10 protein-coding genes are annotated in these 13,586 nt (G+C 49.1%); 4 read left to right on the top strand and 6 right to left on the bottom strand.

What is annotated here, in order from left to right; translation table 11 throughout:
• Nucleotides 1–321 precede the first annotated feature (321 nt).
• Both KDW_RS26700 and KDW_RS26695 read right to left on the bottom strand, forming a co-directional pair.
• Nucleotides 322–1,947, bottom strand: coding sequence for a hypothetical protein (locus KDW_RS26700; RefSeq protein WP_233097923.1), 1,626 nt, complete (start codon nt 1,945–1,947; stop codon nt 322–324).
• A 249-nt stretch (nt 1,948–2,196) separates the two neighbouring features.
• Nucleotides 2,197–2,607 (bottom strand): TraR/DksA family transcriptional regulator, encoded by a 411-nt coding sequence (locus KDW_RS26695; protein ID WP_151758958.1) that lies wholly within the window; start codon nt 2,605–2,607, stop codon nt 2,197–2,199.
• A gap of 406 nt (nt 2,608–3,013) precedes the next feature.
• Between KDW_RS26695 and glgB the strand changes: the two genes are divergently transcribed.
• Nucleotides 3,014–5,065 (top strand): 1,4-alpha-glucan branching protein GlgB, encoded by a 2,052-nt coding sequence (gene glgB / locus KDW_RS26690; protein WP_151758957.1) that lies wholly within the window; start codon nt 3,014–3,016, stop codon nt 5,063–5,065.
• An 832-nt stretch (nt 5,066–5,897) separates the two neighbouring features.
• On the opposite strand, the gene KDW_RS26685 is transcribed toward glgB, so the two are convergent.
• Together KDW_RS26685 and KDW_RS26680 are read right to left on the bottom strand one after the other, a co-directional pair.
• A complete protein-coding gene (locus KDW_RS26685) occupies nt 5,898–6,827 on the bottom strand; it encodes a GNAT family N-acetyltransferase (protein WP_151758956.1) in 930 nt (309 codons plus the stop codon).
• Between the two features lie 196 nt (nt 6,828–7,023).
• A complete protein-coding gene (locus KDW_RS26680; RefSeq protein WP_151758955.1) occupies nt 7,024–7,914 on the bottom strand; it encodes an LOG family protein in 891 nt (296 codons plus the stop codon).
• Nucleotides 7,915–8,507: 593 nt separating this feature from the next.
• Here KDW_RS26680 and KDW_RS26675 point away from each other — a divergent pair.
• On the top strand, nt 8,508–8,990 hold the full coding sequence (locus tag KDW_RS26675; RefSeq protein ID WP_151758954.1) for a heme-degrading domain-containing protein: 483 nt from the start codon (nt 8,508–8,510) through the stop codon (nt 8,988–8,990).
• Between the two features lie 94 nt (nt 8,991–9,084).
• Here KDW_RS26675 and KDW_RS26670 read toward each other — a convergent pair whose 3' ends face one another.
• Complete coding sequence (locus KDW_RS26670) at nt 9,085–9,408, bottom strand: hypothetical protein (RefSeq protein ID WP_151758953.1); 324 nt, start codon at nt 9,406–9,408, stop codon at nt 9,085–9,087.
• A gap of 469 nt (nt 9,409–9,877) precedes the next feature.
• Between KDW_RS26670 and KDW_RS26665 the strand changes: the two genes are divergently transcribed.
• Both KDW_RS26665 and KDW_RS26660 read left to right on the top strand, forming a co-directional pair.
• Nucleotides 9,878–10,345 (top strand): MarR family winged helix-turn-helix transcriptional regulator, encoded by a 468-nt coding sequence (locus KDW_RS26665; RefSeq protein ID WP_151758952.1) that lies wholly within the window; start codon nt 9,878–9,880, stop codon nt 10,343–10,345.
• A gap of 94 nt (nt 10,346–10,439) precedes the next feature.
• Nucleotides 10,440–12,347, top strand: coding sequence for a chloride channel protein (locus KDW_RS26660; RefSeq protein ID WP_151759090.1), 1,908 nt, complete (start codon nt 10,440–10,442; stop codon nt 12,345–12,347).
• Between the two features lie 44 nt (nt 12,348–12,391).
• On the opposite strand, the gene KDW_RS26655 is transcribed toward KDW_RS26660, so the two are convergent.
• Entirely contained in the window at nt 12,392–13,375 is a 984-nt protein-coding gene (locus KDW_RS26655; protein WP_151758951.1) for a homoserine kinase, read from the bottom strand.
• Nucleotides 13,376–13,586 lie beyond the last annotated feature (211 nt).

Genomic DNA, 13,586 nt, shown 5'->3' with positions numbered 1-13,586 from the left:
AATAACTATATAACTGGCTGCGCGTAAAAACGAAGTTCGAGAAGATAATAGTGCTTGCTGAGTGCTGGCTATTGGAGAGAAGTAGGAGTTCAACATGGTCGGTACTACTAAAGACGGTGTCAGGTACGGAGGCTACCCGGACACCATTGATACTTAGAATTTGAATCTCACCATCTACGGCAGCTTCCAGAGTATAGCTTGTCTGGCGAGACACACGCCCACTGGCCATTTGATGCTGGCTTCCATCGCTATCATAGCGCACCATGCTCCAGCTACCATCGCTACGGACAAAGCCAGTATAGCCAACCAGTCCCTCACCACTCATGCGTGTTGCCAGACCAGCCCAGCATTGTTGGAACGCTTAAGATCAACCGTGACTTTCAACCGATAGTTGGTAGGAAAATTACCGTCCTGCCAGTAGAAGGGGATCCGACTTACTGACCTGATGCCTTGTTTCTGGGCGACACTGAGTCCATGGGCGGTACAACGTGTACTGATATGCTGGTCGGCTTCAGTGATCGGTTGCCATTGTCCGGTCCCGGGATCACAGCCAAAACCGGGTACGCTGGCAATATAGGGTGTGGCAAGCATACCTGTCTTGATTGCCTGCGCGGTAGCACTCGCACTGGCCTCCGGGGTACCTGCATAGGTAGCGGCTAATGGCATATAAGAGAAATGGGAGAAGAGGACGCTGGGAGGTGTGTGGATTCCTGGATCGCGCAAACCAAAGGAGATACCATAGCTATCGGCATAGGCCGCATCAATAATAGTGGCAATGTGCTGATCATTAATGGAGAAGGACATCACGGGTCCGTTACTGTCAGCACTGAGCTTATAGCTCTGGGCGGGCGTGACAAAACCACGAGCATAGCGCTTCTCGACGGCGTTGCTACTATTGCCATAACGTACAAGCTCCCAGGCACCATTTACCCCGAGCTGCAACACATCATTGCCATAGCCACTCTCAGTTCCACTCATGTCAGACCCACTCTGATCACGTACCCCAAACTTGAAAACGGCGGCTGGACTGGTGTTCACGGATGTAGCTGTAATCTGAGTAGCGTAATGCTGCGGCAAGGGTAGCCCTTTACTGGCAAAGATCATACTGGCAAAAGTGTCATAATGACTGATGTGGGTCAGTAGCGCTCCGTCTTGCTGACAGGTTGAGATGATAGACTTATCCTGGATCAATTGAGCAGGAGGAGTGGCTCTGCCTGCTTTAGATTCAGCGGGCTCGATGGGCTGCTCTTTATAGGCACCTGAAAGAATCCAATCAGCGCTACCTGGATCACACCCGACACCAGGCACAGCAACGCTATAAGGGTGATCGCGCCAGGTACTGACAACGGTCGGGGTCGTGTTGGCCTGGGTATTAATAGTTGCATTGAGCTGAAAAAAATAATAGGCCAGAAAACTGACGCAGAGCACAAAGGCCAGTGGCCAGCTGAGCAACAAATAGTGGAGCAGGTTGGAAACAGGCTTTTTTGGGGGTGGGAAGGTGGGGGCACAGGCATCGGGAGAGCGCAACCAGGGATGTAACTGCGTCTGCTGGAGACTCATAGCTTGCTCATGTTCGAGCATGGTCTGAAGATGCTGGCGAATCAGCCCAACCAGGGCTCTGGCGGTTTCCAGAGGGGCATCCATCAGGTAGAATGGCTCGATGGCCCATGATCCCCGGGGCAGATTCATCGGCGCTTCCAGGACCGGAATCATATGACGTGGATGCTGACGCATGGCGGTAATAATTGAGGGAGTACCACGCCACGTATCTGGATGCAGAATGATCACACAAACCGCTACTTCGTCCGCCTGCGCTGCCAGGCCAATCGTTGTGGCCATGATCACCGTTAACCCAAGGCTGCGCATCACTTTAACCAGTTCTATCGCCTTTCGATCATCCGGAGCCGCCGCCACCAACACTCTGCGCCTCAAAAATGAGGGCTGCATTTCATACCCCATACCCGCTCAGTTCTCCCCTGTACACTAAATATTTGAAGATTGATAAGTATTCATTGTAGAGGACAGATCAGAGCGCGTCAAGATGATTTTGGGGTATGTCGATCTTTGTTATCATTACGCTTAGAATTAATGTATGTACAAAGACCATGCCCCTATTAATGCGTAGAGGTAATTGGGATCACATCAATAGGGGCTGCAATAAACTCTTCTTTTCGATCTGTACTGAGATAGCAACAACTAGGAGAAACGTGTGTCGTCAGTATCCTGACTTAATTCATCTCTGCTGATCATACCTTGCTCGGCAGCTTCTTCGTCCTTGACACAACGCGCTGCCCAGGGAATAGCCTCCAGTCGCTTCTCAGGAATCGGCTGACCGCAAACCACACAACGCCCATAGGTGCCATTCTCAATACGCTTCAGGGCTGCATTAACATCATCCAGCTGCGTCTGCTCATTGAATTTGACGGCTCGATCCTGCTGCTCCTGCTGCTCATCTACGGCCTCATCTTCAATGTCCTGATAATCATCATTAGCCGGATCAGTCAGGTAGTCAGCGGCACTTGGCCGTGTCAGGCTTTTCAGATGGCCCTCCAGTTCCTGACGGGTCTCTTCCAGACGCTTTTTGATCTGTTTTGTATCTATAGCCATGACTTTTTCTGTATCCTTTCTTCATCTATCATCCCACGCACCCGCCCCATGTCACACACAGGCCTCCCAACTTGCCAGACAGCGCAGGTACGCGTTTATGCTCTTTACACTATATACGTAGAGCACCGAGCTTCTGCCTCATATCTAGTTTACATCACCCTGATCCATAAGCGCGGCCTTTAACACATGTTCATGTTATCTCAAATGGAAGTCACTATGATTGGCGAAGGGTTCATCAAAACCATTCATACCAGGTAAAAACCATAAATTCTACTCATAGTTGATGAGCTTAGGATTATAATAGCGGCAATAGCATAAGCAAAAGGCACATTGTTGGCGAAATGTGCTATGCTAAAGATGTATACGCAATATATTGGAAATACATCGGATAAAAAGGATATCTTTTATGTCAGCACCACTTCATCCACAACAACCCGGAAGTGATACCAATCAGATATCACTTAAACAGGAAATTCCTTCCATCTTTAGCGATTTTGATCTCTACCTGTTTGGTCAGGGCAAGCACTTTCACCTTTATGAGAAGATGGGAGCCCATCTACGTGTGGTTAATGGCGTTGAGGGCGTGAATTTTGCGGTCTGGGCACCCAATGCGCGCACGATTTCAGTCATTGGTGATTTTAATGACTGGAACCGCAGCACCAACCTGATGCAGTTGCGCCATAATGATCTGGGAGTCTGGGAATGCTTTATTCCAGGACTCAAGGCTGGTTTACTGTATAAATTTGCCATCTATTCGCGTATCGATAATTACGCTGCCGATAAAATTGATCCATTCGCTTTTTCTTGTGAGGTGCGCCCAAATACGGCCAGTATTGTGACAGATATCCATCAGCATGAATGGCAGGATGCAGCCTGGCTGGAACAACGACCAAAACGCCAGGAATTGAATGCTCCCATGTCGGTCTATGAGGTCCATCTTGGCTCATGGCGACATATACCCGAGCGTCATCAACCAGGGGCAGTAGAGGAAGATCGCTTTATGACCTATCGCGAACTGGCTCCGGCGTTGACTGACTATGTGAAGGACCTGGGCTTTACCCATGTTGAATTGCTCCCCATCACCGAATATCCCTTCGATGGCTCCTGGGGCTACCAGGTCACAGGCTTTTATGCGCCAACATCCCGCTTTGGCACGCCTGAAGATTTCCAGTATTTTGTAGATTATCTGCATCAGGCCGGCATCGGTGTTATTCTGGATTGGGTCCCCTCACACTTCCCCAAGGATGGACATGCCCTGAGCTATTTCGATGGCACCCATCTCTATGAACATCCAGATCCTCGCAAGGGCGAACATAAGGAGTGGGGAAGTTATGTCTTTGATTATGGACGTAGCGAGGTACGCAACTTCTTGATTGCCAGCGCGCTCTTCTGGCTACGCGAGTACCATATCGATGCTCTACGGGTAGATGCCGTGGCCTCAATGCTCTATCTTGACTATCTCCGCGAATCAGGACAGTGGATCCCCAATCAGCATGGCGGACGGGAACATCTGGAGGCTGTGACTTTCTTACAGCAACTCAATGAAGCGGTCTATGCTGAGGTTCCGGGTACTGTCACCATCGCCGAGGAATCCAGCGCCTGGCCACTGGTGACGCGTCCCACGTATGTCGGTGGACTCGGCTTTACCCACAAATGGAATATGGGTTGGATGCACGATATGCTCGAATATATGAAACTCGATGCTATCCATCGTCGCTACCACCATAACAACATCACTTTCTCGATGATGTATGCGTATTCCGAAAACTATGTGCTACCACTTTCACACGACGAAGTAGTCCACATCAAAGGCTCGATGATCCGCAAGATGCCAGGGGATCTCTGGCAGAAATTTGCCAATCTGCGCGCTTTCTATGGCTATATGTGGGGCCATCCTGGCAAGAAACTGTTGTTTATGGGCGGTGAGTTCGCACAATGGAGCGAATGGAACTTCGCGGAAAGCCTGGACTGGCATCTGCTGACACCTCCCAGTGATCCACACCATAGTCAGTTGCTCGGCTTTATTCGCGACCTTAACCAGATCTATCAGGCTGAGCCCGCGCTCAGTGCCCTGGACTGTGATCCGGCTGGCTTCTCCTGGATTGATCCGCACGATAGCGATAATAGCGTGATCTCATTCCAGCGCCTTAGCCAGAATTCCGATGATACGCTGGTCTTTATCACTAACTTTACCCCTGTGCCGCGCCACGGCTACCGCCTTGGTGTTCCTGAAAGTGGCGTTTACCATGAGATACTCAACAGCGATCACGAACGTTACGGTGGCAGTGGCGTGATCAATCCTGAAGATATGACCAGCGATCCTATTCCCTGGCAATCCTGCAAACATTCAATCGTGCTCACCCTGGCACCGCTCAGCACCACAATCCTCAAACGCCGTCCCGGCAGCACTGGCAAGCAAGCCACAGAGAGCACAACTGTAGAAGAACCGGAAGCATAACCTCTGGTATCTCATACGCATCACGCGGTCAGATCGCGTGATGCGTATGAGATACCAGAGCAGATCCAGGCAGACTCATAACCACTTAGCGAATACGATATTTTTATGTTAGGTGTGCTTCACATCCATGTGACAGCTGAGAAGAACCGGGCCTCCCCATCCTCGCAGAGAGAAAAATGCGCAGTCATTCGTAACGGCAGCTTTTATGGCTGCGAAATCTTCCTCTACGAGCGAAGCCAGTTGGCACTTCACCAGCACCTGCCTCAGTGCCTCGCCCCACGACAACCTCCGTCCACCATCTCCAGTGACCAATGAAGCCAGTCATGCTCGCGGAGGATGGTGCAGGAAAGTTTACGGGAGGGGAGGCGAGCAGGCACATAAACTCCGCTAGCTGGCTGGCTTCGCTCGTGAGGCGACGTTCGCAGCCATGAAGGCTAATACAGTTCACTTAAGGACTCTGTTGGCCAATGGTATTACGGGTAGAAATTCAGCCTGCCATTTTCGATTCTGTGTCATGTGGGTCTTTTGCCTGTTTGTGGAGCACCGAAAAGTGGCTTTTTGGTGCCCGTTTTGCCATTGGCCAACAGAGTCCTTAAGCGCTTTTGGGACCATAAAAATATGGTGCAGAAAAGCAGCGGATCGTACGTGGAGAGGGCGCCACGTACACATGGCTTGCTGGTCACGTCGAACCATCTCTCAACGTATCGCTAAGTGAAATGTATTAGCCATGAAGGCCGCCGTTACACCTCTGGCCCGCTCCGTTGCTTTTACCTTGCCCGCTCTTTTTCCGTGCCATCTGTCACATCCTTTTGAGCTTTCTTTGAACCATGCCTTAAGATTTGTTCACATTGCGAATGTAGTTGCTATAGGAATCAATAGTCTGGAAACCAATGCGTTCATAGAGTAGCTGGGCGTTAGTCCAACTTTGAGCATCTACATTAAGTTGAATAGTATCAATGTTACGAGTATGAAATGTGTTGAGCGCATGTAATAATAGTGCCATACCCAGTCCTTGTCGGCGCCAGGGACGGCGTACACCGAGATGCATAAGTTCGCCAATATTATTCTGGCTGTGATTAAAGATAATACCAGCGATCTGTGCTTGATCCCAGGCAATAAACCAGAGAGTTGGATCAAACTCCGGAGTGTTCATCTGGAAACGGGCACGCCACTTTTCCAGCGTTCTGGGTTGTTTCCCCCGTTCGTCCAGAAACGCCTCTTCATCAGCTTGATAGGCAGCCCACTCATCTTTGGTAGGATCAAATGGACGTATGACGATGCCTGTGGGCAGTGATGGTGCGGGTAGAGGCGCGCTCAGTTGTAATTGCATGCGTTGAAAGGTCGAGCCACAATCATAACCGGCTTTTTCCAGGAGTCGCCTGGCGGCGGTCTGGTTTCGCCAAGCCTGGGCAAACAAATGATATCCATCTTCCCGGGCCAGCAAAGCTGCCTGTGCTTCCATAGTTTGTAGCAAAAAAGTGCCCAGCCCTTGCCTTTGACACTCACGATCCACCCAGACGCCTGCTACAAACCAGCCTGGCTGCTGTTCTACCAGGTCAGCATATCCAATAAGTTGTCCACAACTATCAATAGCCACGCGCGTCTGCCGATCCAGCTTCCATCCCTGCCAGTTAGCCTGTCCAGCTTTTGCAGGAACAGTTGTCTCAGCCAGACTGCTCTGCAATGCATGCACCATGGGAAGATCCGAAAGTTGTGCTGGACGTACCTGCACATCTGCCGCAAAAGAGGATGAGGAATTCATTTTTGAGGCCTTTCTTAAATCAGCGCACCAATTTTATATCCGTTATAGATATATCCATATTCGATATAATAAGGCGTAAGCTGCGATCCTGTCAAGAAAAGCTTCTTGGAGATCAAAAAAAACGGGCGACTTGCCCTATCGAGCAAATTACCCGTTTTAGTGTTGGTATGTTTAATGACTGGCTGCAGGCGATTATTTAGCGGATCGAGGTCTCGCGGTGGCTGTTGATTCTTTCGAACTGGACATTATTCTGATAAGCCTCAGCAACCCACTCACAGATCTCCTGGGGATCGTCGGAGACGCGTAACAGATCCAGGTCTTTGGCAGAAATGTTTCCTTCGCTCAACATGGTCTTGCGCAGCCAATCCATCAGGCCACCCCAATATTCGGATCCATAGAGGATGATGGGGAAGTTACTGACCTTTTGGGTCTGGATGAGCGTGAGGGCCTCAAACAGTTCATCCATGGTGCCAAAACCACCTGGAAAAATGACGAAGCCGCTTGAGTATTTCACAAAGAGGGTTTTACGCACAAAGAAATAGCGAAAATCCAGGGAGATGTCCAGATAGGGATTGGATTCTTGCTCAAAGGGGAGCTCAATATTACAACCAATGGAGAGGTTACCACCCTCTTGCGCGCCTTTGTTCGCGGCTTCCATAATTCCTGGTCCACCACCAGTAATTACGCCAAAGCCAGCTTGCGCTAATAAGCGTGCGGTCTCAGTAGCTGCGGCATAGCTCGGATCATCCAGCTTTGTGCGGGCCGAGCCAAAAATGGCGATCGATGGAGGAATATGTGCCAGTACATCAAATCCATTGACAAACTCACTCATAATACGGAACACGCGCCAGGGATCAGTCATGGTGTAATCAAAGTTCAGCGCACGTTCAAAGGCATGATCTTCTTCCTGGATGAGCTCATCCGGAACAGGCTCATTGGGACTGACCAGCGGCTGTGTGGGACGGCTTAAGAGCCGCTCATCATCCGTTACCGCTCCTTTGTTGCGTAGGGAATTATAACGCTCGGTCGCTGTTTTATCACGATGATTACCAGATCCATTTAAATTATTAGTGTTCCTACGTCTCATAGCATGCACTTTCTTATCTACTAATAGAAAGTGAGTATTCCTCACTATAACAAATCCAGTATAGCACGTAATAATACCTATAACTATCCTCTTTGTTAAAAAATGGTAAATCTTTTGTAAATAATACTGTTTGATTGAATTAGCGCGGGACGCAGTGAAAGGAGAAAAATCCACCTGTCTATAGACATGGGGGTTTCTCTTCTTATCCACTCCAGATATTCCAGCTACAAAACAGCTTTTATAAACTGCCTTTATACTACGAGTCACTCCTGACTCGTGTTGCAAATTCATTCTATATATATCGAAAACAACCTGCGGTTCTCACTTATTTCCACTCGATCAGTGTTAGTATGAATATTCACTCACTGACACGGTCCTTCTATAAAGTGTGCTATACTCAGGCACGAAAGCAACTACGGCTCTGTCAAAGGTGATGCGAAAGGCAGGGGTGCAGGGGATGCAATTCCCTGACTGGGTTCCAGGGCTGTGCCCTGGCCTCCTCCTCTCCCGCCCGCGTAGCGGGCTCATCTTTCTCATGAAGCCTGACAGAGTACTACAATACGCTGCTATTTCCTGGAAAGGTAAAAATATATATGAGTTCAGCAGAAAATGTATTACAAGATCTGTTACAGCAGGAAGAGGAGATTCAGTTTTCTCGTTTTCCTAATGAACTGGCCCTGGAGATAGGCCTTGCCCTGTTACAGGAGGCTAGAACACATAGTAAACCGGTAGCGATCGACATTACACGCAATGGTCTACAACTCTTCCATTTTGCGATGGAGGGTACGGCAATTGATAATGGCGAGTGGATTCGGCGCAAGAACAATGTCGTTAATCGCTTTGGCCATAGCTCTTTTTTCGTCGGCAGATCACTTAAGAACGCTGATAAAACTATAGAAGAGAAGTATTTAATCTCTTCACAGGAATACGCGGCACACGGCGGAGCGTTTCCCTTGATCATTCGCGGCGTGGGCATTGTGGGAACTGTGACAGTTTCAGGGCTACCGCAGCAGGAAGATCATGAGTTGGTGGTCGGGGTCTTGCGCCAGTTTGTAGCACGTCAGGAACAAAAGTAGCACGCGCGGAAACATCTATTGGCACCAGGTCATGTGAAGGCGAAACGATAAAACGAGAGGCGCTCATTCTGGTGCCTGTTTTTTGACAGGACAGCTATAACATGAATTCGACGGTAATACGTGGTAAACGCAGCTGCGCGGCTGTATGTGCCCACAGCCGAATGGCTTGCGCCACAATCTCATTGTCTCTAGTAGACTGTAAACCATCACGTTGCGAGATACACCGGGTAATAATCTGAATACGCCAGCTTCCGTTCATGCGCTTAAGGGTAGTGGGAACAGCAATCCGCAACAAGGACGACAGGCGAGGTGATTGACGATTAATAATCAACAAAATGTCTGACCAATGTTCAGTTACAATGGAAACGAATTGCTCAGCGAATTCATCATAATGTACGCGTTCTTGTTTTTGTTCCACAGAAGCCTCCTCGTTTCTTGTAAAAATCCTGACGTGCACACAGTATAACACATCAAAAAATAGAAATGAATACACTTATATGCGCACCTTTTTCAATACTGGATTCGCCAGGATAGAGTCCTCTCAAGGAATTTTTTTTCTATTCACTATTGAACATCGGTCATCAACTTATCCTCAACTCGCAGAACAAATTCTATCTCTACTGCTCTTCCCATAAGCAATCAGGCGGATCTATATGCTCCGGTGCGAAACCATAGATGCATATGCGCTTCACGCATAATCCAGGCCCACCCTTAAATACTCGTGTCCGTCGCCAGGGTCTCCATTTCAGAGCAAAAAATTATTTTCTTGTCACCAACATATTTCCTGGTTCCCCATCTCGTATCTTAAATAAGTCGCGAAGACATTGACAGATTTCTTTGACAGTCGCTATAATTATATCGTAATCCGATATTTATAGAGGTGGATAATGAATTCTAACAATGAGCAACCAACCATTGATTATCAGGCACTCGCTGAACTGCGCTATCAGATACGACGCTTCCTGCGCTTTAGCGAACAGGTCGCCAGAGCAGAGGGTATTGAGCCGCAGCAATATCAGTTGCTGCTCGCGCTCAAAGGCCTGCCCACTGACCGCAAGCCAACTGTGCGCGAACTCGCCGAGCGGCTGCAACTTCAACATAACAGTACTGTTGAGCTGATCAATCGCCTGGCCGAACATAAGTTGGTAGAACGTCATCGTGATGATAGCGATCAACGGCAGGTCATTGTTACGCTTACCACCCATGGCGAGGAGATACTCCAGCGACAGGCACGCTATCATCAGGCAGAGCTCGCCACAATTGGTCCTATGCTTCTGCAAGCGCTTGAAACGATCCTTGCCCATAATCAGGATGCACTGAATAGAGATAGCCGTTCACAAGAAGATAAAGGTTGAATTTATGGATCCAAAAGACACGTCATCATCCTTTGCACATACGCAACACACATCACCGGTCTCTCCTCCATATGCGCGAGGCCAGCAAACTATCATGCAGAAGTTGGAGAGGCTGGGGAATGCCGAAGCGTTAGGAAAGTTAGGCGATTTTACGACTTCGTCTCGCGTCGTGGTCATTTCTCTGCTAGCCCTGATCATTGGTATTATTGGCGCTTTTGTAGCGCTGGCCCTGCTCAAGCTGATTGGTATATTTACCAATCTCTTCTTTTTCCAACGCTGGGGAACAGATCTGGTCTCGCCCGCAAGCAATCACCTGGGACCGTTCGTGATTATTGTGCCTGTCATCGGTGCGTTGATCATCGGCTTTATGGCCCGCTATGGCTCGGAACGCATTCGCGGACATGGCATTCCTGAGGCAATTGAAGCTATCCTCATTAATGGCAGCCGCATCCAACCACGGGTCGCTCTTTTAAAACCGATCTCATCGGCGATCTCGATTGGCTCTGGTGGTCCCTTCGGTGCCGAAGGTCCCATTATCATGACCGGTGGTGCGGTTGGCTCGATGATCGCACAAGTCTTCCATCTTACCAGTGCTGAGCGCAAAACGTTGCTGGTGGCGGGTGCAGCCGCTGGTATGTCTGCCACCTTCGCATCGCCAGTCGCTGCGGTTCTGCTGGCGGTCGAGTTGCTCCTCTTTGAATGGAAACCACGTAGCATGGTGCCAGTGGCCATTGCCAGTGCCGCCGCTGCCGTGATGCGCCGTTATATTATGGGAGAAGGACCACTTTTTCCTGTCCCACCACATCCGCTCTTCATTGGTCCTCAAGGTATGCTGGGCTGCGTCGTGGCTGGCATACTCGCGGGCGGGATGGCGATGCTGCTGACCTCAGCCGTCTATGCGGCTGAAGATGCATTTCAACGCCTGCCAATCCACTGGATGTGGTGGCCAGCTATTGGTGGTCTGGTGATTGGTATCGGCGGCTTCATCTTCCCTCCAGCCCTGGGAGTGGGCTATGATACGATCCATTTGTTGCTACAAGGCGATATTTCAGTTAAACTCATCGTGGGTATTCTGCTCGTAAAATCCATTATCTGGGCCTTTTCGCTCGGTTCAGGCACCTCGGGCGGTGTACTGGCTCCACTCTTAATGATGGGGGGTGCGCTGGGTGCGCTAGAAACGCTCTTCCTGCCCCACGAGGGCCTGGGATTCTGGCCGTTGATCAGTATGGCAGCAATACTCGGTGGCACCATGCGCTCCCCTTTCACTGGCATGATCTTTGCCCTGGAACTTACCCATGATATCAATGCACTCTTACCATTGATGATTGCCTGTACAATCGCTCATGGCTTCACAGTACTGTTTATGCGCCGCTCTATTCTGACCGAAAAACTCAGTCGGCGCGGGTATCATCTGACCAGGGAATATGCCACCGATCCATTAGAGATTCTCTTTGTGCGCGATGTCATGCGTACAGCAGTCGTTGCGCTCTCAGCGGATATGCCGCAACAGGAACTCGCTCACCTGCTTGCAAAGGACCACGCACAACGCGGTCAACGCCTCTATCCGGTACTCGATGGTGAGCAGCACCTTATTGGCGTTCTCACCAATAGCGCGCTGGCTAGCATGCGTCAACAAAGTGAGGATCATGCGTTGGATGGGCATAGTCTGGCCCAGGCCGTGACACCAGATCCAGTCGTTTGCTATCAGGATGAGCCACTGCGTATTGTCGTTTACCGCATGGCCGAGACAGACCTGACAGTTCTGCCGGTCGTCGAGCGTAATCAGCCCCATAAACTGGTCGGGCTGGTCTCGCTTACTGATCTACTCAAAGCCAGAGTACGTAATCTACATGAAGAACGCAGCCGTCAACGTGTGCTACACCTGCGTACACTCTTTTCTCCCGGACGAAATTCACTAACAGTCGATGAAGTAGTGGCACCCGCCCTCGATCAGGGTGATCCCGAGGAGGTACAGGAGAAAACCAGAGATAGGTCAAGGTAAGCAAATCAGTCAGGGAGATTTTAGTGGGATACCTGAAAGCTGGACTAGCCAGGGGCAGCAAAAAGTTCAGCCGTAAACGTATCCCTACTTAAACTATCCAGGTAGGTGATTTTTCTTCGCTCGTAAAAATCACTGACAGATCCCCGCTCAAAGTACCAGATACAATCAAACAGAATACTTAGTTTATAGACATCAAATAGATACTTTTTTTCATTAGTATCTAACGGTCGATGCCGGTTATATTCCAACACTGTGGCCCTGGCCTGCCTGAAATCAAAGACATGCTCATCTTGCTTAAAGTCAGGCCAGGTGTTCCAATCAAATGTGGCCATGAATAGATTGATTAACGAAACAAGATCGTAAGTGAGAAAGGTATAATTGGCGTCATCGAAATCAAGCAACGCGTTAAATTCGCCATCTTTGAAGAGGATATTTGAGAAATGAAAATCACAATGACAGATCCCTTTTGGCAAGGAGGCTGGAAGTTGAAGTTGTGCCAGTTCATGTTCAAGCCATGCTAGCTTTGCCTGTGCGTTTGGTGTACCTATCCTTTTTGCGGCAGCGTGTGCCAGTTCACAACATTGTTCAGTATCGTAGTTCCATCTATCACCTGTGTTCTCTGGCTTATAACCTCTAGTAATATTCTGGAGTTGGGCCACCTTTTGGATAAGCTGCTTTTTCTGGAGATTATCCGGATACTCGAGATGCTGCCCTTCAACAAATTCAAAGATGATATATGGTTTTTCATGATAGAGGCCGACTGCCTCTCCTTGCCTGTTCTTCAACGCAGCGGGACATGGATACTGATGATCCTTCAAATACTGAATGACTTGACTCTCAAATAATACAGAACCAATAGAACGATTTTCATAATACCTGAACACGAATCGCCCCTGTGTTGTCCACAGAAAGAAATTCGTTTGTACACTTCCATGCGCAATAGGGGCGAAGTCTAGATACGCTCCCAGATTATAGTGAGAAAGTATGTCGCTAAACTCATGCCGTGAGAATGCTGTTTTTACTGCCATAGAAACCATTCTATCAGATAGAAACCAGCCGTGAAAGAAGCGCCGCTTTCCATATAGGCTAGCATAAAACATCCTGCGATAGATATGATCATCTGTCGCTGACTATGTGTATACATTTTATTTCGCTAAATCGTGGCTTAAGAGTAAGATACGCTATCCGGTAGGAGGAGAGTCAAGCGTCAATAAAAGAAGATTAATTATGCGATAGATC

Origin of the sequence: Dictyobacter vulcani, from assembly GCF_008974265.1 — a bacterium.
GTDB lineage: Bacteria > Chloroflexota > Ktedonobacteria > Ktedonobacterales > Ktedonobacteraceae > Dictyobacter > Dictyobacter vulcani.
The sequence above is the reverse complement of the archived record's forward strand: the minus strand, read 5'-3'. Positions and strand labels throughout refer to the sequence as shown.

What these genes read in the sequence shown, in the direction of transcription:
- KDW_RS26660 (WP_151759090.1), top strand. Translation starts at nt 10,440, where the DNA reads ATGCAGAAGTTGGAGAGGCTGGGGAATGCCGAAGCGTTAGGAAAGTTA.
- KDW_RS26695 (WP_151758958.1), bottom strand. Translation starts at nt 2,607, where the DNA reads ATGGCTATAGATACAAAACAGATCAAAAAGCGTCTGGAAGAGACCCGT.
- KDW_RS26675 (WP_151758954.1), top strand. Translation starts at nt 8,508, where the DNA reads ATGAGTTCAGCAGAAAATGTATTACAAGATCTGTTACAGCAGGAAGAG.
- KDW_RS26655 (WP_151758951.1), bottom strand. Translation starts at nt 13,375, where the DNA reads ATGGCAGTAAAAACAGCATTCTCACGGCATGAGTTTAGCGACATACTT.
- KDW_RS26665 (WP_151758952.1), top strand. Translation starts at nt 9,878, where the DNA reads ATGAATTCTAACAATGAGCAACCAACCATTGATTATCAGGCACTCGCT.
- KDW_RS26680 (WP_151758955.1), bottom strand. Translation starts at nt 7,914, where the DNA reads ATGAGACGTAGGAACACTAATAATTTAAATGGATCTGGTAATCATCGT.
- KDW_RS26700 (WP_233097923.1), bottom strand. Translation starts at nt 1,947, where the DNA reads ATGCAGCCCTCATTTTTGAGGCGCAGAGTGTTGGTGGCGGCGGCTCCG.
- KDW_RS26685 (WP_151758956.1), bottom strand. Translation starts at nt 6,827, where the DNA reads ATGAATTCCTCATCCTCTTTTGCGGCAGATGTGCAGGTACGTCCAGCA.
- glgB (WP_151758957.1), top strand. Translation starts at nt 3,014, where the DNA reads ATGTCAGCACCACTTCATCCACAACAACCCGGAAGTGATACCAATCAG.